Below are 19,274 nucleotides of genomic sequence, written 5' to 3'. Positions count from 1 at the left end.
GGAACAGGTGCCCCGCGGGCCCGGCCGCCCATCCGGCGCGGAACGGTAGACTCGTCGTGTTCTCCCCCGCCTGATTCCGAGGAGCAGTCCCGTGCCGAAGATCGTCGTCGACGTCATGCCCAAAGCCGAACTACTCGACCCCCAGGGCAAGGCGGTGGCCGGCGCCCTCGCCCGCCTCGGCAACGACGCCTTCACGGGTGTGCGCGTGGGCAAGCGTTTCGAGCTCACCGTCGACGGCCCCGTCGACGGGGACGTGCTCGCGGCCGTGCGCCAGATCGCGGACGACCTGCTCTCCAACTCGGTGATCGAAGACGTCGTGGGCATCTCCGTGGTCGACGAGACGGGCACGCACGACGGCGTCTCCGCATCCGGAGCCCTGGCATGACCCGCGTCGGAGTCGTCACCTTCCCGGGTTCGCTCGACGATCGCGACGCGCAGCGCGCGGTGCGCTTCGCCGGCGCCGAGGCCGTCGCCCTGTGGCACGGCGATCACGATCTGCAAGGCGTCGACGCCGTGGTGCTTCCCGGCGGTTTCAGCTATGGCGACTACCTGCGCTGCGGCGCCATCGCCTCACACTCGCCGATCATGCGCGAGGTCGTGTCGGCCGCCGAGCGCGGCGTGCCCGTGCTCGGCATCTGCAACGGCTTCCAGATGCTCACCGAGGCGCACCTGCTGCCGGGAGGCCTCATCCGCAACGACCACGGCAGCTTCATCTGCCGCGACCAGGTGCTGCGGGTCGAGAACGCCTCGACGGCGTGGACCTCGGCCTACGAGGTGGGCCAGGAGATCACCATCCCGCTGAAGAACGGCGAGGGCGGCTACATCGCGTCGGCGGAGACGCTGGAGCGACTCGAAGGTGAAGGCCTGGTCGCGTTCCGCTACGTCGACGTGAACCCGAACGGGTCGCTCAACGCCATCGCGGGCGTCACCAACGAGCGCGGCAACGTCGTGGGCCTCATGCCCCACCCCGAACACGCCATCGAAGCAGGTTTCGGCCCCGACACGAAGGTGGCAATGCGCTCGGGCGTCGACGGACTCGCGATGTTCACGTCTGCCCTGCAGAGCCTGCTGGCTGTGTGAGTCTGCCGCGTACAGCCCCCGGTTTTCGTTCGCGTGACCGTGTAACTACGCAATTGAAGCAGAGCGGGGCCGTATGGAGCGTCGGTCTGACGCATTTGCAGAGTTACACGGCGGGGATTCCGGCTGCAACTGATGCCGCTACTCGCCGGTCGCGCCGTCGAGGAGTTCGCGCAGCACGTCGATGTGGCCGAGGTGGCGGGCCGTCTCCTCGGTAAGGTGCAGGATGATCCAGCGCAACGTGAAGCGGCCGGCGTCGACGGCGCTTCGGTCGTCGAGGCTGAACTGCGCAGCCACCTCACGCGATTCAGCGCAGGCCAGTTCGTAGTCGGCGATGATCTCGGCGAGGCTGTCGTGCTCCGTCACACGGAACTCCCCATCGGGGTCGTCCTCCGACCAGCGGGTGCGCACGAGTGCTTCGCCGGCCATGTCCTCCCGGAACCATGAGCGCTCCACATCCGCCAGGTGCCGGATGACGCCGGACACCGTGGTGAGGCTCGGCAGCAGGCGTCGCGCGGCATCCGCATCGCTCAGCCCTGTGGCCTTCCACACGACGGATGCGCGCTGGAAGTCGAGGAAGCCCTCGAGCGTCTCCCGCTCCCCGCCCCGTTCGGGCGCCTGCGGCCGGGTGTCGTCGGAAAGGGCTCCACTGCTCATGCCCCGACGCTACTCCTCCTCCGCGCGCCTGCCTCTCGCCGTCGCACGCCCGCCGTCCGGGCTCGCTCGATCTGGCGCGAAACCGCACGGGAGCCGACCGCTTCGGCGCCCCCGCGAGCAGGATGGAGGCATGACGAGCGACATCACCCTGGTGCAGGCCGACATCACCACCGTGGCGCGCGACGCGATCGTGAACGCCGCCAACAGCACACTGCTCGGCGGGGGCGGGGTGGATGGCGCCATCCACCGGGCCGGTGGGCCCGAGATCCTGGCCGAGTGCCGAGAGCTGAGGCGCACCACCCTGCCCGACGGGCTACCGGCCGGCGATGCTGTGGCCACCACCGCAGGACGGCTGCCCGCGCGCTGGGTCATCCACACGGTCGGTCCGGTGTACAGCACGCGTGAGGACCGCTCGGCGACCCTCTCGTCGGCCTACCGCCGCTCGCTGGACGTGGCCGCCGAGTTGGGTGCGGCATCCGTCGTCTTCCCCGCGGTGAGCGCCGGCGTGTACGGCTGGCCCCACGCCGATGCGGCGCGAATCGCGATCGAGTCGGTGCGCGCCAGCCCCTACGGCGGCGAGGTCGCCTTCGCCCTTTTCAGCGCATCGCTGCTCGCCGACTTCGAGGCCGCGCTCGACAGGTGACGCCGGAGTGGCCGAGTTGCCCCAAACGGTCGCCCCACGCCGCCAGTTGCCACAACTTGTGGCAACCCGAAGACCCACCGCTGCCCCGCCAACCCAGTTGCCCCAAACGGTGGGCCCCCGCCGCCAGTTGCCACAACTTGTGCAACCCGAGTCCCGACCACCGAGCCCCGCCAACCGAGTTGCCACAAACGGTGGCCCCGCGCCGCCGGTTGCCACAACTTGTGGCAACCCGAGTCCCCGCCGCCGAGCCCCGCCAACCCAGTTGCCCCAATTGGTGGGCTCACGCCGCCGGTTGCCACAAGTTGTGGCAACCGGGCGAAGGCGACGGGCCGCGCCCGACGACGCTGGGCTCTGCAGCAGGTCGCCCGCGCCGCAGAAGCGGCGGCGCGGGCAGCAGGCGCCGTGCGGCTACGGGACGATGTGGCCCGCCGCCGTGAAGAGGCGGTACCACTCCGCCCGCGTGAGCGGCAGCTCGGCGCCGGCCGCCGCATCCGCCACCCGCTGCGGGTTCGTGGTGCCGAGCACCACCTGGATGTGCGCCGGATGCCGCGTGATCCACGCCACCGCGATCGCGGTCGGCGTCACACCGTACTGCGCTGCGAGCTCGTCGATCACGTCGTTCAGCTCGCCGTAGTGTTCGCGGTCGCCGAGGAAGACACCGTCGAAGAACCCCTTCTGGAACGGCGACCAGGCCTGCAGCGTGATGCCCTTGAGTCGGCAGTAGTCGAGCAGGCCGTTGTCCCGGTCGACCGACTGGTTGCTGCCCATCATGTTGGAGGCCACCCCGGCCGCGATGAGCGGCGCGTGCGTGATGCTCAGCTGCACCTGGTTCGCCACGAGCGGCTGCCGAACGGATGCGGCGAGCAGCTCGATCTGGCCGGGCGTGTGGTTCGAGACGCCGAATGCCCGCACCTTCCCCGCGTCGTGCAGGATGTCGAACGCGGCCGCGACCTCGTCGGGCTCCACGAGTGCATCGGGGCGGTGCAGGAGGAGGAGGTCGAGGTGGTCGAGCTTCAGGGCCTCGAGCGACGCATCGACCGACGACAGGATGTGCTCGCCCGAGAAGTCGAAGTAGCCGTCGTGCAGCCCCACCTTCGACTGGATGACGACCTGCTCCCGCTCGGCCGGGCTGAACGTCACCGCCTCACCGAAGCGGGCCTCGCAGCCGTGCATCACGTCGCCGTAGATGGCGGCATGGTCGAACACCGTGATGCCGTTGTCGCGCGCAGCGCCGACGAGTGTGCGGATCGCCTCGTCGTCGAGCGCGCCGATGCGCATCAGCCCGAGCACGAGGTTCGAAGGGACGGCATCGGTTCCGGGGAGGCTTCGCTGGCTCATGAGTCCATTCTCCCGCATCGCCCGAGAGCACGCCTTGGCGACGGTTGTTGATTATGCCGCGCCCATCGGGGAGGCTGGAGTGGTGACCTTCGACCGTGCCCACCGCCCGCTGATGATCACGGGCATCGTGCTCCTGACGATCGCCGCTGCCGCACTCCTGCTGGTGGTCGCGTCGATCGACAGCCCTCTCGTCGGTCTCGACTGTTCGAGCGCGGGAGACTGCACCACCGAGAATCCCGTGCTGTACACGCTGTTCGGCTTCCTGGTGCGCATCACGATGCCCCTCCTCGTGGCCGGCACCGTGCTCACGACAACCCCTCTGGCGCTGCGGGCACTCTCGACGACACGCTCGACCCATCCCGTGAACGGAGCAGAGATGACCCCGGATGCCACCGACCCCGGCAAGAGCGGAACGCGCCCTCCTGGCGCAGCACGCCGCCTCTGGATCCTCTCGGCCGCCTTGGTGGTGGGCTCCACCGCGCTCGGAATCTGGTCGGCCTCCCCGGCCGCCCAGAACATCTGGATGGACTGCTCCGGCTCAGGCGACTGCCAGACCTCCCCCGCCTACATCATGAATCAGCTGGCCTACACGCTCGTGCCATCGGGCATGCTGGCCGGGCTGCTGGTTCTGGGCCTGGCGCTGCTGGTCACGCGAGCGCGCCCCGCGACGACATCACGGCCTCCCGGCCAGAACGAGCACCTCGACGATGTCGACGAGTTCCTGCGCGAGGCGCGCCGCGAGACGCACCGCGAACCGCGCGCGCCGCATCCGGAGCCCGTCTGGGACGGCCGGAGCCACGACCCCTTCCGACGCCCCGAACCCGGCCAGAGCCGCTAACCAGGGCCGCTAGCCCGCACGGCTAGCGCGCGGGCAGCGGCACGAATGCGAGGGATGCCACCGATCGGCCCGTGCTGGTGAGGATCAGCATCTCGTCGGTGAGGCGCTTGCGCGACAACGAGACCTTGCCGCGGTAGACGCCCGGCTCCCCGGGCGCGGCGCGCAGGATGTGGCCATCCGCCCACACCCGGGTCGACGCGGCAGGCGCGTCACCGGCCACGCGCACCTCGACCTCCCACGAGCGGCCTCGCGCCTCGACCCAGGCCGTGCTCTCGACGGGCACCGGGGCCGCGGAGGGCGCGGAGGGCGCGGCCTCGGTCACCACATCGATCTGGTTGCTCGGAAGAGTCGGCGTGAGGAACGCCGGCTGCCGCCGCTGCGTGGCCTGCTCGAAGGCCGAGGCGTAATCGAGCAGCCGGTCGTCGCTGTACGCCGCTCCGGCGAAGGTGAGGCCCACGGGCATCTGGATGTCGCCCATGAACCCCATCGGCACAGTCACCGTCGGAATGCCGAGGTGCCGGATGACGCGATTGCCGTTGGAGTACACGACCCCGTTGCGCGACGCCTCCTCGAGACTCTCGGGCCTGGTGAACAGGTCGACCCGCCCCACGTCGCCCGCCGCGGGGAACACCACGAGATCGAGCCCTTCCGCGGCCATCCAGGCCTCGAAGTCGAGTTCGCGGGCCTTCTCGAGGCCCGTGAGCAGCTGCGCGATGCCGGGAACCTCGTCGACGGTCGCCGGCAGGCCCTGCTTCACCAGCTCGGCGAGGCGCTGCCAGTCGAAGCCGCCACGGGCGCGGGTGATCCACACCGGAACGGGGGCGTCGTCGACGGGGAACACGGTGTCGCCGTCGACATCCGCCCAGCTGAGCAGCTGCGGGTCGCCGTTGTCGCGCAGGAAGGCGTCGAGCGCCATCGCCGTGATGGGCCCGCCCTCGATCGCGCGCCAGTTCGCGGGCACCAGGCCGCGGGCGGCGAGCCCCTCCGCCGACGGCCGGTCTTCTTCGTAGTTCGACACCACGGGGAAGTCGACCTCGACCACCTCGGCACCGAGTGCCCGCAGGTCGTCGGCCGCGCGATCCCAGAGCGCTCGCACGCTCGGGCGGATGACGGGAGGGTCGAGCGGCTCGGGGTCGTCGCCGATGTAGAGCCGGGGCACGCCGATGCGCAGATTGTCGAGCCGCTCGCCGCGCGGGCGGGACACCGGCTGCGGCAGCACCGATTCCGGGGAGGGCAGCTGCACGGCGCTCTGCTGCCGCCAGAAGTCGCCCGTCCGGTCGGGGTCGGCGACCGCCAGCACGTCGAGCAGCAGGAGCAGGTCGCCCACCGTGCGGGTGTGCGGCACCACCACGTCGCAGGTGGGCCGCAGCGGCCAGTTACCGCGGATCGAGAGCACGCCCCGCGACGGCGTGTACGCCACGAGGCTGTTGTTCGACGCCGGCGCCCGCCCTGACGACACGGTCTCCTCGGCCATGCCGAAGGCGCAGAAGCTCGCCGCGGTGGCCGTGCCCGAGCCGTTCGATGAACCCGAGCCGTAGGCGGCGGTGAGGAACTGCGGATGGTACGGGCTGCGCGCGTAGTCGTAGACCCCCGGCTGCATGCCCCCCGCCGCCATCGGCGGCATGTTGGTCTTGCCGATCAGCACGGCGCCGGCGGCGCGCAGCTGCGCCACGGATGCCGCGTCGTCGCCCGCCACCAGCTCCGCGAGGGCGGGGCTGCCCGAGGCGACGGTGAGGCCCTTCACCTTGTAGCTGTCCTTGACCGTGAACGGGACGCCCTCGAGCGGGCCGGCCGTGCCCGCGCGCCGACGGGCATCCGACGCCGCCGCCTGCTCGAGACACGTCGGGTCGAGCACCGCGATGGCGTGCAGACAGAGGCCCGTGCGGTCGTAGTAGGCGATGCGGTTGAGGTAGGCGCAGACGAGCTCGACGCTCGTCACCGCCCCGGATTCGAGCGCCTCGAGCATCTCGGAGATGCTGAGTTCTACGACATCGATTCGTTGCACGTTCGACCGCCTTCCGTCGGTTCCATCCTTCCAGGCGACGCGTTAACCTTCGACCTGCATAATGAGCGCTATGGCGAAGAAGACCAAGACCGCACTCAAGGAACTCGTCGACGCTCTCGAGCATCACGTCAAGACCCTCGAAGACCCGAAATCGAACCGAGGCAAGAAAGACCGCGCGACCGCGAAGGTGCGTTCCGCGGCCATCCACTACAGCTCGGTGCTGCACTCCCGCACGGGGAGCGCGAGCCCCTTCATCGACATCCCCGACCCCGGACTCGACGAGACCACGGTGGCCTCGCTCCAGGCCGAGAAGGCCGCACTCGAGGCGAACCGCGCCGCGAAGAAGGCTCCGAAGGACTCCTGAGTCCGCTCCGCGCTCAGCTACCCGGCACCTGAGTCATCAGGAGCAGTGGGAGCGGAGGCGGGGGCATCGTCGGCGGCGATCGCCAGATTCACGATGACGTAGCGCTCGAGCGTCCACGACGACCCGATGCCGAGCGTGAGGGCCACGCCGAGCGCGGCCGCCATCACCAGGTCGCGGCGACGTGACCACCGCCTCCGCCTGACTTCGTTCCTCATGACTCCGTGATACGCGCGGAGTCGAGGTGCGAGCCCTGGAGACGGTGGACGTCAGCCCGGAAGCGCTATGAACCGGCGATGTTCACGAGCCAGTTGATGCCGAACCTGTCGATGACCTGGCCGAAGTAGTCGCCCCAGGGCGCCTTGTCGAGCGGCATCGTGACGGTACCGCCGTCGGAGAGCCCTTCGTAGAACCCGCGCAGCTCCTCGCTGTCGTCGGCACCGCCGCTCAACGACACGGAGATGTTGTTGCCGGGGGTGTACTCCATCGAGCTCGGCACGTCGGAGATCATCAGAGTGAGGCCGGACGACGTGAGCTGCGAGTGCATGATCCAGTCGGCCTCATCCGGGCCCGCGGGCATCTGGTAGTCGGCGAAGGTGCTCACGGTGAGCTCACCGCCGAACACCGACCGGTAGAACTCACCCGCCTCCCTGGCCTGGCCGCGGAAGCTGATGTACGGGTTCAGGTTGGTCATGGCGTCTCCTCACGCTGGTGGTGAGGAGCACGGTAGCAGACAATGTGAACGGTGTACACATCTGGCGGATGAACGGCCACCGGGCCGGGGGCGCTAGGCCGCGCAGGCTCCGGATGCCACGGGCTCGGTCGATCCGGCGGCCGCGATCACCGGGGCGATCTCGTCGAGCGTGAGGGCGTAGCCGGTCTCCGCGTCGATGGTCGAGCGGGCGAACACCACGCCCACCACCTGGCCGCTCACGTCGAACAACGGTCCGCCGGAATTGCCCGGCCGAACGGTGCCACGGAGGGAGTAGATCTCGCGGGTCACGGCATCCTGCTGATAGATGTCACGGCCCATCGCGTCGACCACCTCGCGCACGCGTGCTGAATCCGTTGTGTACGGCCCGTTCTCGGGGTAGCCCGCTACGACCGCGGAGTCACCCGCGGCGAGCTCCGTGCCGAGCGGGAGCGGCGCGATGCCGAGGTCGGGCACCGAGAGCACGGCCAGATCGCGCGCCGGGTCGAAGACCACGAGCGTGGCGTCGAGGAGTGCGCCCGTGCCGGCCTGCTGCACGAAGAGGTGGTCGGAGCCGGCCACGACATGGGCGTTCGTGACCACGCGGTCGGTGGCGAGCACCCAGCCGCTGCCCTCCGCGTCGGAGCCGCAGGTGGGGGCCGACGACAGGATGCGCACCACGCCGTTCGAGGCCGCGTTCACCGCATCCGGGATGCTGGGATCGGGCTCCGGGGCGCCCTGGATGGTCTCGCCACCGAAGGCGAACACCTCGGGGAAACCGGAGTCGTTCAACGCGGTGTCGAGCGTGCCGAGGGCGGTCTGTGCGGGGATGGGCGCGATCGCGTTGAGCGTGCTGACGACCTTCGACGAGGCCACCAGCTGGGTCACGGGCGCAATGCCGGTGGTGGCCAGGAAGCCCGCGAGGAGCCACACCACGACGCCCCAGGTGAGCGCGCCGAGCACGGCGCCGCCCAGGGCGTCGATACCACGGCCGATGCGCACCACGCCGATCACACGGCGGAGCAGCCCGGCGAGGAATGAGAACAGACCGATGGCCACGACGACGCAGAGCACGAGCACCACGCCCGCCGCGACGGCGCGCTGCACGGGGTCGGCCCAGCCGAGACTCGCCAGCCACTCCACGATCGGCGGCGCCAGAACGGTCGACAGGAGAGCGCCGACGATGGTGCCGGCGAGCGAGGCGGCGGTGAGCAGCGCACCGCGCTTCCAGCCGCCGACCACGGCCGCGAGCGCGATGACGATCAGCACGATGTCGACGACGATTTCCATTGCCGCTCATGCTATTCACGCCGGCCGCGCCGCAGCTGGGAGCCCGCCCCGGTTGAGGCCCTCCCTGCGCGCTCGCTCACCGAGGCGCGAGCGCGGCCGTGACGGACGGACGCGCGTTGGCGCCGATGGGCGCGGGTGCGGCCACGAATGCCGACGACCGCGGCCCCCAGGCGGCCGCTGCATCGCATTCGTGGGCGAACCCGCATGGCGGCCTATCCGGCGGCAGCTACCGCGCCGATCTTCAGCAGGGACACATCGGTGTTCGTGCAGGCGCTGTAGTCGGTGGTGGGCACGAAGACCGCCCCGGCGGAGTTCGGCGGGAACACCCGGAACCCGTTCGCCGCGGACACGGTGCAGCTCTCGAAGTTCTCGGCGACCTCGATCGTGAGCTGGGCTGCGGCCGTGGCGCCGGGCGCGAGAGCCACCGAGGACACGGCGGTGGAGTCATCCGGAACCGCGGCCGCACCGAGCTGGGTGCCGTTGTCGTCGCCCACGAAGGCGACCTGGGGGAAGCCCTGGAGCGTGCACGCTGCCGAGCCCGTGTTGGTGAACACGAGGGGCACGACGGTCGAGCCGGCCGCGCCTTCGGCCTGGCCCAGGGTGATGCTGAGCTGGTCGGCGGTGCAGGCCGCGGCAGCAGTAGGGGTGGGGGTAGGAGTCGGGGTCGGGGTGGGCGTGGGCGTCGGTGTAGCGGTCGGGGTCGACGTGCTCGGTGCAGGGGCCGGGTTCGAACCGCCCGTGGCGGCCAGCACTCCCCAGACGACCGCGGCGATCACGGCCAGGCCGAGCACGATCGCGAGGATGATGAAGCCCGTCTTCCATCCGTTCCCCGTGGGGGCACCGTTCTCGGCGGGTGGTCCGGCGTGCGCTCCGCGACTCGGCGGCTGCTCAGAACGTGGCTCGTACGTCATCGTCGTCTCCCCTCACCGGCATCCGTGTCGATGCGTCCATCATCCCAGCAAACCGCGGGATTCCGAGGAGTAGAGTCGACGCGTCGATGGCGTCCGAAGCGAAAGAAGCGCACCCGTGACCGAGAATCTGAACGACATCCCCCTCACCACGATCGACGGCGCCACCAGCACGCTCGCCGACTACGCGCCGGTGAAGCTGATCGTGAATGTGGCCTCGCGCTGCGGCTTGGCGCCGCAGTACGAGAAGCTCGAAGAGCTGCAGAAGACGTACGGGGAGCGCGGGTTCACCGTGCTCGGCTTCCCGAGCAACCAGTTCCTGCAGGAGCTCTCCGACGCCGACAAGATCAAGGAGTACTGCTCCACCACGTGGGGCATCACGTTCCCCATGTTCGACAAGATCAAGGTGAACGGGCGTGGCGCGCATCCGCTCTACCAGGAACTCAAGAAGGCTCCGGATGCCGACGGCAAGGCCGGGCGGGTCACCTGGAACTTCGAGAAGTTCGTGGTCACCCCCGACGGAGCGGTTCACCGCTTCCGCCCGCGCACCGAGCCCGACGACCCCGAGATCGTGGCGCTCATCGAGTCGTCGCTGCCGGCCTGACGCGGCGTCTGACCGTATCCGGCACGGTGGCACACACCCGGCCCCAAATCGAGTTGCCACAACCTGTTGCGCCGGCAGGCGGGTTGCCACAACTTGTGGCAAGCCGGCCACACGCACCCCAGCCGCCCCACCACGAGTTGCCACAACCTGTTGCCTCGGGTCGCGGGTTGCCACAACTTGTGGCAAGCCGGCCACACGCACCCCAGGCACCCCACCACGAGTTGCCACAACCTGTTGCGCCAGCAGGCGACTTGCCACAACTTGTGGCAAGCCGGCCACACGCGCCCCAGGCGCCAGAACGTGTTGCGCCGGCATCGGGTTGCCACAACGTGTGGGCCCGGCAGGCGAGTTGCCACAACGTGTGGCAACTCGAGCGGAGTGACGGGGTGCGGCGTGGATGAGGTGGTGGCGCGACTGCGCGCCGCAGGGTGCGTGTTCGCCGAAGACGAGGCGGACCTGCTGGTCGAGGCGGCCGCCGGGTCGGCCGCCGACCTCGAACGGATGCTCGTGCGACGCGTGGCCGGCGACCCGCTCGAGCAGATCCTCGGCTGGGCGGAGTTCGCGGGGCTGCGCATCAGGGTCACTCCGGGTGTCTTCGTGCCGCGGCGCCGATCGGAGCTGCTGGTGCGCTGCGCCCTGTCGGCGCTGGCCGGGGTGAAGGACCCGCTCGTGCTCGACCTCTGCTGCGGCAGCGCGGCCCTCGGCGCGGCGATCGCCGCCGCCCGGCCCGACGCCCGCGTGTGGGCTGCCGACCTCGACCCGGCGGCCACGGCGAGCGCACGACTCAACCTCCCGCCCCACCAGGTGCTCGAGGGCGACTTGTTCGAGGCGCTCCCCCTCCACCTACGCGGCCGGATCGATGCGATCGTGGTGAACGCCCCCTACGTGCCCACTGCCGCGATCGCCACGATGCCGCCCGAGGCACGGCTCTTCGAGGCGCCGATGGCCCTCGATGGCGGAGTGGACGGCCTCGACGTGCAACGCCGGGTGATCGCGGGCGCGCCGGAGTGGGTCGCGCCGGGCGGCACACTCCTGATCGAGACGAGCGAGCGTCAGGCGCCGCAGACGGCAGCGCTCTTCGAGGCGGCGGGCCTGCATCCGCAGATCGAGCGCGACGACGACCTCGACGCGACCGCCGTCATCGGCAGAACGGGCCGGATGCGGAAGGCAACCGGCTGACGCCGAGGGCGGGCACCACTCCGGAGAAGCGCCTCAGGGCTCGCGGCAGGCAACCGTGACCGGCTGAGACACGGCACCAGAGCGGCTGGGTGGCTCAGTCACGGTAGGGCGCCTTGGCCATGGCGATGAGTGCGGCGATACCGAGCACGCCACCGACGAGGGTGAACAGCCCGAGGACTGCGAACAGCATTTCCGCCACCATGTGAGCGTCTCCATTCCCGTGAGTGCTCCCAGCCTACCAAGGGCTCCCCGAGGGCCTGCCCAGGGAGAATTCCCGGGCGGTTCCGGGCAGGGCACCGTAGGGTGAGCCCATGGCAGCGGAGTTGACGCTAGGCGCCGAAGAAGAGCTCCACCTGATCGATCTCGAGAGCGGGAAGCTGTCGGCGCGCGCGCCGCAGATCCTCTCGAGGCTGCCAGGGGAGAACTATTCGGCGGAGATCCAGCGCACGACAGTGGAGACCAACACCGATGTGGTGACGAGCCTCGACGGGCTGAGGCAGGAGATCCTGCGGCTCCGCAAGGGCGTGATCGACGCGGCCGCTCCGGATGGCGTCGGCATCGCGTGCGTGGGCACCGCCCCGCGCAGCGAGTTCGCCGACTTCGAACTCACCACCACCGGTCGCTACGGCCGCATGCAGGAGCAGTACCGGCTTCTCGTCGATGAACAGCTGATCTGCGGAACCCAGATCCACGTGGGCGTCTCCGACCGCGAGGTGGCCGTCGACATCGCCCAGCGGGTGGCCCGCGACCTGCCCGTGCTGCTCGCCATCTCGGCCAGCTCCCCGTACTGGAACGGCCACGACACCGGCTATTCGAGCATCCGCTCGATCATCTGGCAGCGCTGGCCGAGCGCCGGCGCCACGGGGCCGGTGCGGTCGGCCGCCGAGTACGACGAGCTGCTCGCCGACCTCATCGCCAGCGGAGTGATCGCCGACTCGAAGATGGCCTATTTCGAGGTGCGGCCCTCCTCCCACGCGCCCACCCTCGAACTCAGGGTGTGCGACGCCTGCCCCGTCGTCGACGACGCCGTGCTGATCGCCGGCCTGTTCCGCGCCGGGGTGCGCGCCGCCGAGCTCGACATCGAGGCCGGCCGGCCGATGCTGGAGGTGGCTGCTCCCCTGCATCGCGCCGCGATGTGGCAGGCCGCCCGCTCGGGGCTGTCGGGCGACCTGCTCGACGACACGGCGCATCCGCGGCCCGTGGCCGCCGCCCACGCGGTGCGGCACCTGATCCGCCGGCTGCGGCCGCAGCTCGAGGAGCTCGGCGACTACGACGAGGTCGTCGATCTGAGTGAGACGCTCCTCGCCCGAGGCAACTCCGCCGATCGGCAGCGCGCCGCCTTCGCCGAGCGCGGCGATCTGGCCGAAGTGGTGAAGCTCGTCGTGGAGGAGACGCACGGTGGAGCCAGCGGCATCCCACCGGCCGTTCCCGCCCTGCGCACCTATCGCACCCGCGCAGGCGACGAGGCCGTCGGCCCCGGCTCTCGGCCACGCCCCGCCTACGAGGACATCGTGGGCTATTACGAAGACCTCGATGCAGCCACGGTGAGCGCCCGGATGCTCGCCAGCCGTGAGTGGGCCGCCTCGCACGACCTCACCTTCGGCGTCGACGGCGAGGTGAAGCCCTTCGAGGTCGACCTGGTGCCCCGCGTCATCAACCAGCACGAGTGGTCGCAGATCGTGCTGGGCCTCACGCAGCGGGCTCGGGCGCTGGAGGCCTTCCTCGACGATGTCTACGGCGAGCAGCGCATCGTGACCGACGGCGTCATCCCGCGCTCCGCGATCGAGCACGCACCCGGATGGCACGACGCCGCACGTTCGCTGCCCGCCGGCACCGTTCGCGCCGCCGTGCTCGGCTTCGACCTCGTGCGCAACGAGTTCGGCGGCTGGCGCGTGCTCGAAGACAACGTGCGCAACCCGAGTGGCGCCGCCTACGCGATGGCCATCCGCCGGCTGATGGATGCGGTGGCTCCCGAGGTGCCGCGCCCCTCGGCCCTCCTCGATCCTGCGGGCGCGCTCGGCGATCTGCGCCGCACCCTTCTGTCGGGCAGCCGCTCCGCCGGGGGCCCGGGCGACGACTCGGCGCACTCCCCCGTCGCCGCCCTCATCAGCTCCGGCCCCTCGAGCACGGCGTGGTTCGAGCACTCCCTGCTCGCCGACGGGGCGGGCCTTCGCCTCCTGCAGATCGACGACCTCGACGTCGTCGAGGGTCGCGTGGTCGACCGCACCGATGGCACGCCGCTCGACGCCCTCTATCTCCGCCTCGATGTGGAGCTGCCGGATGCCGTGGCCGGGTCGGGCGCGCCGATCGGCCGCCGGATCATGGAGGTGGCCGCATCCGGAGCCGTGTTCCTGGCGAACGCACCGGGCAACGGCATCGCCGACGACAAGGCGATGTACTGCAACGTGCCGAGCCTCATCACCTACTACCTCGGTGAGCGGCCGGCTCTCGAGCAGGTTCCGACCTACCGCACGAGCGACGAGACCGAGCGGCGGGGCGTGCTCGAGCGCGTGGGAGAACTCGTCACCAAGCCCGTCGACGGGCACGGCGGTGAGGGCGTGCTGATCGGGCCCGCCTCCGGGGCAGCCGCCGTGGCGGCGCGGCGGGCCGAGATCGCGGCGGATCCCACCAACTGGGTGGCGCAGGAGGTGGTGGCGCTGTCGTCGCATCCCACCTTCGCCGAGCCCGAGCCGAACGCCGACGGGGTGGTGGGCGACGCCGTGCTGGAGCCGCGCCACGTCGACCTGCGGGTGTTCGTGTACGCCACCGGCGATGGCGAGTACGGCTTCTCCGTGGCCGATCTGGCTCTCACCCGGGTCGCCCCGGCGGGGAGCATGGTGGTCAATTCATCGCGCGGCGGAGGGTCGAAGGACACCTGGATCATCGCGGCCGACACACCGGCAGCCGAGCAGGCGGCGGCCCCACGGGCAGGCGAGCAGGCGCGAACGACGGGAGACGGCTGATGTGCGGACTGGCGGGCGAACTGCGGTTCGACGGCCGCAGCGCCGATGTCGGAGCTGTCGACCGGATGACGGGCTGCCTGCGTCATCGCGGGCCCGACGGGACCGGCCTCTGGACCGAGGGGGCCGTAGCCCTCGGCCACCGCCGCCTCTCGATCATCGACCTGAGCGCGGCCGGCAGCCAGCCCATGGTCGACACGGCACTCGGCCTCTCGATCGTGTTCAACGGCTGCATCTACAACCATCACGAGTTGCGCGCCGAGCTCACCGCCAAGGGCCACCGGTTTTTCTCCACGTCCGACACCGAGGTGATCGGCAAGGCATATGCCGAATGGGGCATGGACTGCGTCGACCACTTCCTCGGCATGTTCGCCTTCGTGATCGTGGAGCACGCCTCCGGTCGGGCGATGATGGCGCGCGACCGCCTCGGCATCAAACCGCTCTACCTCGACGAACGGCCCGATCGGCTGCGCTTCGCCTCCACGCTGCCGGCGTTGCTCGAGGCCGGCGACGTCGACACGTCGATCGACCGCACGGCACTCGAGTTCTACCTGACGTTCCACTCGGTGGTCCCCGCCCCCCGCACGATCCTGAACGGCGTGCGCAAACTGCCGCCGGCGACGGTGCGCCTCATCGAACCCGATGGCCGCTACACCGACCACGTCTACTGGCGCCCCTCGTTCACGCGCGACGAAGCGGATGCGGGCATGGACGAACGCGACTGGGAGGACGCCCTCATCGCGAGCCTGCGCACCGCCGTCGAGCGCCGCATGGTCGCCGACGTGCCCGTGGGCGTGCTCCTCTCCGGCGGCATCGACTCGAGCCTCGTGGTGGCCCTGCTCGCCGAGGCGGGCCAGACCGACCTGCAGACCTTCAGCATCGGGTTCGACTCCTCGGGCGGCGAGTCGGGTGACGAGTTCGAGTACTCCACGCTCGTGGCCGAGCGATTCGGAACCGACCACCACCGCATCGCGATCGACAGCTCACGCCTGCTCCCCGGCATCGACGGAACAGTCGCGGCGATGAGCGAGCCCATGGTGAGCCACGACTGCGTGGCGTTCTACCTGCTCTCCGAAGACGTGTCGCAGTCGGTGAAGGTGGTGCAGTCGGGCCAGGGAGCGGATGAGGTGCTCGGCGGCTACGACTGGTATCCGCCGCTGGCCGAGGTGCCGCGCGACGAAGCCGTCGAGGCCTACTCCGGGGTGTTCTTCGACCGGCGCCGGCCCGCGCTCGAGAAGCTGCTCAACCGGCGCTGGCGGAACGACACGGATGAGGCGACCGCCTTCATCCGGGCCGAGTTCGCGCATCCGGGGGCGGAGACCTCCGTAGATGCCGCGCTCCGCAACGACACCACGATCATGCTCGTCGACGACCCCGTGAAGCGGGTCGACAACATGACGATGGCGTGGGGCCTCGAGGCCCGGGTGCCCTTCCTCGACCACGAGTTCGTGGAGCTGGTGGGCCGCATCCCGCCGGCGCTCAAGCTCTCCGACGGCGGCAAGGGCGTGCTGAAGCGCGCCAGCCGCGGCATCGTGCCCGACGAGGTGATCGACCGCACGAAGGGCTACTTCCCGGTGCCCGCGATCCGCCAGCTGGAAGGCCCGTACCTCGAGCGCGTGCGCGCGGCGCTGAGCGACCCTGCCGCCCGCGAGCGCGACCTGTTCGACGACGCCACCGTGCAGCGGATGCTCGCCGCCCCCAATGAGACCCGCACCACCCTGGGTTCCAATGCACTCTGGCAACTGGCGCTGCTCGAGATGTGGCTGCAGGAGCAGGGCATCCGGTGACGGGGCGGCACACGGCATCCGGAGCCGGCGGCAGCGAGCTCACCCTCGATCCCCTGACCCGCTTCGCCGAACAGCTCGTGGCCGCGTGGGGCAGCTGGGGTCCGTCGATGACACCGGATGCGCAACGCGTCGCCTTCATCAGCGACCGCGGCGGCTCGCCCGAGGTGTGGGTGCAGGACGTGCTGCCTGCCACGCCGACGGAGGCGACGCGCATCTCGTTCTGCCCCGATCCGGTGATCGCGGTGAGCTGGTCGGCCGACAGCGCCTGGCTCGCCTGCGCCGTCGCCACCGATGGCGGCGTGCGCACCCAGGTGTGGGTGGTGCGCCCCGATGGCACCGATGCGCGCCGCATCTCCGGCGATCCCGAGCGGCACGCCGTGCTCGGACCCTGGACCCGCAGCGGCCACCGCGTGGTGGTCACCATCCCCTCCACCGAGGTGGGCGAGCCCACCCGCGCCTATCTCGCCGACCCCGCCACCGGCGAGCTCGACCTGCTGGCGGTGGGCGAGCTCATCCACGTGCTCGACCTCTCGGCCGGCGAGCGGATGCTCGTGATGCGCGACGGCGCTCGCGGCCACGAGTTCTGCGTGGTGGTCGACCGGGCCGAAGACGCCCACCACCCGGTGGTGCCGCGCCCGGCGACGGGCGCCACGGATGTGGCGTTCATCCGCCCCTCGCCCACCGGCCTCGACGCTCCGGGCGTGGTCTACGCGGCCACCGAGGTCGGCCTCCCCCGCCGGCAGCTGATCGCCTACCCCGTCGATCCCGCCGACTGGAGCCGCCCTCCCGTGGTGCTCGCCTCCCGCGACGACGCCGAACTCGAGGCGCTCGACGCCGACGACGCGGGCCGGATGCTGCTGCTCGTCTGGAACGTGTCGGGCCGCAGCGAGCTCGAGCTCTACGACACCGGCACGGGTGCGTTCACCGCCGTGCCCGGTCTCCCGGGCGCTGTCGCCACGAGCCCCGTGCTGAGCCGCGACGGCTCGAGCGTGCTGCTCGCCGTCGAGGGCCCGCAACGCCCGCGCGAGCTCTGGCGGCTCGACACGGCCGACTTCGCCTGGACCAGGGTCTCCGACGTGCCCGACCTTCCTCCCGTACGACTCGTGGTGCCGACCCTCGAACGGTTCTCGTCGGCCGACGGCCGGGAGATCACCGGATGGCTGTACCGTGTGCCCGAAGCCGCCGAGAGCCACGCCGACGCGCCGCCTTCCGCCTCCGCGACGAGCACTCCCGATGCCACGAGCGGGTGGGGCGCCGCATCCGGATCCTGGCTGCTGAGCGCGGTGGAGACACCCGCACCCGGCCCCGCCATGCTGCACCTGCACGGCGGCCCCGAGTCACAGGAGCGGCCCACCTTCAGCCCGCAGCACCAGTTGATGGTGGCCTCGGGTGTGGCGGTGTTCGCTCCGAACGTGCGCGGCTCCTCCGGCTTCGGCCGCGAGTTCGTGCACGCCGACGACGTTCGGAAACGGCAGGGCGCGTTCGACGACGTGACAGCCGCCGCAGCCTTCCTCGTGGAGGCGGGCGTGGCGGATGCGCGCCGCATCGCCGTGACCGGCCGCTCCTACGGCGGCTACCTCACGCTCGCCGCCCTCGCCTTCACCCCCGGCATCTTCGCCGCGGGCGTCGACATCTGCGGGATGTCGCACATGCTCACCTTCTACGCCGAGACGGAACCGTGGATCGCCGCGGCCGCGGTCACGAAGTACGGGCATCCGCAGCACGACCAGAAGTTCCTGCGCTCGATCTCACCGCTCCTGCGGGCCGAGAACATCGACGTGCCGCTGCTCGTGGTGCACGGTGAGCTCGACACCAATGTGCCGATCGGCGAGGCGCACCGCATCGTGGCCGCGCTCCGCGAGCTCGGGCGCCCCGTCGACTACCTCGAGCTCGCCGGCGAGGGGCACGAGTACCGCCGTGCCGACTCGCGCCTGCTGCTCATCGAGACCATGCGCGCGTTCCTCGCCGACACCCTCAGGGTGCGCTGACCGCCTTCCCCGTCATCTGCGCGCCCAGCACCACGAGCAGCTCGAGCTTCTCGGCGCTCTCCGTGCCAGGCGTCGCCGTGAACACGAGCAGCGACTGGGCCTGGTCGGGGTCGAACACCATCTGACAGTGCAGCGCGAGCTCGCCGACATCCGGATGCACGAACCGCTTCTCCTCGGTGAACCGCAGCCCCACCTCGCTCTCGGCCCAGAGCGCCGCGAACTCCTCGCTGTGCTCGAGCAGGTGGCGCACCATCTCCGCCGCCTCCGACTCGGGCCCGCGCTGGGCGGCGGCGTTGCGCAATTGCGCGACCTGCACCCGCCCGTGGTGCGGCTGGTCGTCGAGGGGGTAGATGTCGCGCACCGAGGGCTCCAGGAACCAGCGGTAGGCAGAACTGCGCATCCGACCCGTGTACGCCGTCTGATCGCCGAGCAGGGCCGCCGCCGAATCGGTCTGCACGAGGGTCTCACCGGCCGAGCCCATGATCTGCGCGGGGGTGTCGGCCAGCCGGTCGAGGATGCGCATCAGTCCGGGGCTGATGTGCTGACTCGACGCGGTGCGGGCGGGTGGGCGGAGCCCGGCCAGCAGGAAGACGTGGTCGCGCTCGTCGAGGGTGAGACGGAGACCGCGGGCGAGGGCGCCCACCATCTGCTCCGACGGATGCGGCCCGTCGCCGCGCTCGAGGCGTGCGAGGTAGTCGCTCGACAGACCGGCGAGCTCGGCCACCTCTTCCCGGCGGAGGCCGGAGGTGCGGCGGCGCGGGCCTCGGCGCAGGCCGACGTCTTCGGGCTGCAGAGCCTCGCGGCGGGTGCGGAGGAAGGTGCCGAAGGCCGTGCGGTCCATGGGGCTTCCTCTCCTCGACTCCACTCTGCGCCATCCGCGCCCCGTTATCCACTGACTCCGGTTCAGCGGCTGAGGGGGTCCTGGTCACTTCTTGTTCGAGGTTGTGG

At 70.7% G+C, this 19,274-nt stretch carries 18 protein-coding genes; 10 read left to right on the top strand and 8 right to left on the bottom strand.

All coding sequences use genetic code 11. The features are described 5' to 3' along the window. The first annotated feature begins 91 nt into the window (after positions 1 to 91). Positions 92 to 385 carry a phosphoribosylformylglycinamidine synthase subunit PurS gene (gene purS / locus EPO52_RS11070; protein WP_290806027.1) on the top strand — a complete coding sequence of 98 codons (294 nt, stop codon included), beginning with the start codon at positions 92 to 94 and terminating at the stop codon, positions 383 to 385. Further along, entirely contained in the window at positions 382 to 1,080 is a 699-nt protein-coding gene (gene purQ / locus EPO52_RS11065) for a phosphoribosylformylglycinamidine synthase subunit PurQ (RefSeq protein WP_290806025.1), read from the top strand. Before purS ends, purQ begins: the two co-directional genes overlap by 4 nt. Positions 1,081 to 1,218: 138 nt before the next feature. Here purQ and EPO52_RS11060 read toward each other — a convergent pair whose 3' ends face one another. Next, a complete protein-coding gene (locus EPO52_RS11060; RefSeq protein ID WP_290806023.1) occupies positions 1,219 to 1,734 on the bottom strand; it encodes a DinB family protein in 516 nt (171 codons plus the stop codon). A 130-nt stretch (positions 1,735 to 1,864) separates the two neighbouring features. Here EPO52_RS11060 and EPO52_RS11055 point away from each other — a divergent pair, with 130 nt between their 5' ends. Next, a complete protein-coding gene (locus EPO52_RS11055) occupies positions 1,865 to 2,377 on the top strand; it encodes an O-acetyl-ADP-ribose deacetylase (RefSeq protein WP_290806021.1) in 513 nt (170 codons plus the stop codon). Positions 2,378 to 2,785: 408 nt separating this feature from the next. Here the strand turns inward: EPO52_RS11055 and EPO52_RS11050 are convergent, their stop codons facing one another. Next, positions 2,786 to 3,715, bottom strand: a complete 930-nt coding sequence (locus tag EPO52_RS11050) for an aldo/keto reductase (protein WP_290806019.1) — start codon at positions 3,713 to 3,715, stop codon at positions 2,786 to 2,788. Positions 3,716 to 3,797: 82 nt separating this feature from the next. On the opposite strand from EPO52_RS11050, the gene EPO52_RS11045 reads away from it, so the two are divergent. Then, entirely contained in the window at positions 3,798 to 4,553 is a 756-nt protein-coding gene (locus EPO52_RS11045) for a hypothetical protein (protein WP_290806017.1), read from the top strand. Positions 4,554 to 4,575: 22 nt separating this feature from the next. On the opposite strand, the gene EPO52_RS11040 is transcribed toward EPO52_RS11045, so the two are convergent. Next, a complete protein-coding gene (locus EPO52_RS11040; RefSeq protein WP_290806015.1) occupies positions 4,576 to 6,558 on the bottom strand; it encodes an amidase in 1,983 nt (660 codons plus the stop codon). 70 nt (positions 6,559 to 6,628) lie between these two features. Here EPO52_RS11040 and EPO52_RS11035 point away from each other — a divergent pair, with 70 nt between their 5' ends. Next, entirely contained in the window at positions 6,629 to 6,922 is a 294-nt protein-coding gene (locus tag EPO52_RS11035) for a hypothetical protein (RefSeq protein WP_290806013.1), read from the top strand. Positions 6,923 to 6,939: 17 nt separating this feature from the next. On the opposite strand, the gene EPO52_RS11030 is transcribed toward EPO52_RS11035, so the two are convergent. The 4 genes from EPO52_RS11030 to EPO52_RS11015 form a co-directional block, all read right to left on the bottom strand. Beyond that, a complete protein-coding gene (locus tag EPO52_RS11030; protein WP_290806011.1) occupies positions 6,940 to 7,137 on the bottom strand; it encodes a hypothetical protein in 198 nt (65 codons plus the stop codon). 65 nt (positions 7,138 to 7,202) lie between these two features. Next, positions 7,203 to 7,613 (bottom strand): VOC family protein, encoded by a 411-nt coding sequence (locus EPO52_RS11025; RefSeq protein ID WP_290806009.1) that lies wholly within the window; start codon positions 7,611 to 7,613, stop codon positions 7,203 to 7,205. Positions 7,614 to 7,706: 93 nt separating this feature from the next. After that, a complete protein-coding gene (locus EPO52_RS11020; protein ID WP_290806007.1) occupies positions 7,707 to 8,900 on the bottom strand; it encodes a MarP family serine protease in 1,194 nt (397 codons plus the stop codon). A gap of 212 nt (positions 8,901 to 9,112) precedes the next feature. After that, entirely contained in the window at positions 9,113 to 9,811 is a 699-nt protein-coding gene (locus tag EPO52_RS11015; protein WP_290806005.1) for a DUF4232 domain-containing protein, read from the bottom strand. 115 nt (positions 9,812 to 9,926) lie between these two features. Between EPO52_RS11015 and EPO52_RS11010 the strand changes: the two genes are divergently transcribed. The 5 genes from EPO52_RS11010 to EPO52_RS10990 all read left to right on the top strand — a co-directional run bounded on the left by EPO52_RS11010 (position 9,927) and on the right by EPO52_RS10990 (position 18,326). Then, entirely contained in the window at positions 9,927 to 10,412 is a 486-nt protein-coding gene (locus EPO52_RS11010; RefSeq protein WP_290806004.1) for a glutathione peroxidase, read from the top strand. Between the two features lie 393 nt (positions 10,413 to 10,805). Then, a complete protein-coding gene (locus tag EPO52_RS11005) occupies positions 10,806 to 11,591 on the top strand; it encodes a putative protein N(5)-glutamine methyltransferase (protein ID WP_290806003.1) in 786 nt (261 codons plus the stop codon). A gap of 311 nt (positions 11,592 to 11,902) precedes the next feature. Then, positions 11,903 to 14,554 carry a carboxylate--amine ligase/circularly permuted type 2 ATP-grasp protein gene (locus EPO52_RS11000; protein WP_290806002.1) on the top strand — a complete coding sequence of 884 codons (2,652 nt, stop codon included), beginning with the start codon at positions 11,903 to 11,905 and terminating at the stop codon, positions 14,552 to 14,554. Further along, positions 14,554 to 16,338: an N-acetylglutaminylglutamine amidotransferase gene (locus EPO52_RS10995; RefSeq protein ID WP_290806001.1), complete on the top strand. Its 1,785-nt coding sequence runs from the start codon at positions 14,554 to 14,556 to the stop codon at positions 16,336 to 16,338. The genes EPO52_RS11000 and EPO52_RS10995 overlap by 1 nt, the downstream gene beginning before the upstream one ends. Then, positions 16,311 to 18,326, top strand: a complete 2,016-nt coding sequence (locus EPO52_RS10990) for a prolyl oligopeptidase family serine peptidase (RefSeq protein ID WP_290806000.1) — start codon at positions 16,311 to 16,313, stop codon at positions 18,324 to 18,326. The genes EPO52_RS10995 and EPO52_RS10990 overlap by 28 nt, the downstream gene beginning before the upstream one ends. Here the strand turns inward: EPO52_RS10990 and EPO52_RS10985 are convergent. Beyond that, positions 18,313 to 19,167 carry a helix-turn-helix transcriptional regulator gene (locus EPO52_RS10985; RefSeq protein WP_290805998.1) on the bottom strand — a complete coding sequence of 285 codons (855 nt, stop codon included), beginning with the start codon at positions 19,165 to 19,167 and terminating at the stop codon, positions 18,313 to 18,315. The genes EPO52_RS10990 and EPO52_RS10985 overlap by 14 nt on opposite strands. Between the last annotated feature and the right edge of the window lie 107 nt (positions 19,168 to 19,274).

Source organism: Herbiconiux sp., from assembly GCF_004297105.1.
GTDB lineage: Bacteria > Actinomycetota > Actinomycetes > Actinomycetales > Microbacteriaceae > Herbiconiux.
The sequence above is the reverse complement of the archived record's forward strand: the minus strand, read 5'-3'. Positions and strand labels throughout refer to the sequence as shown.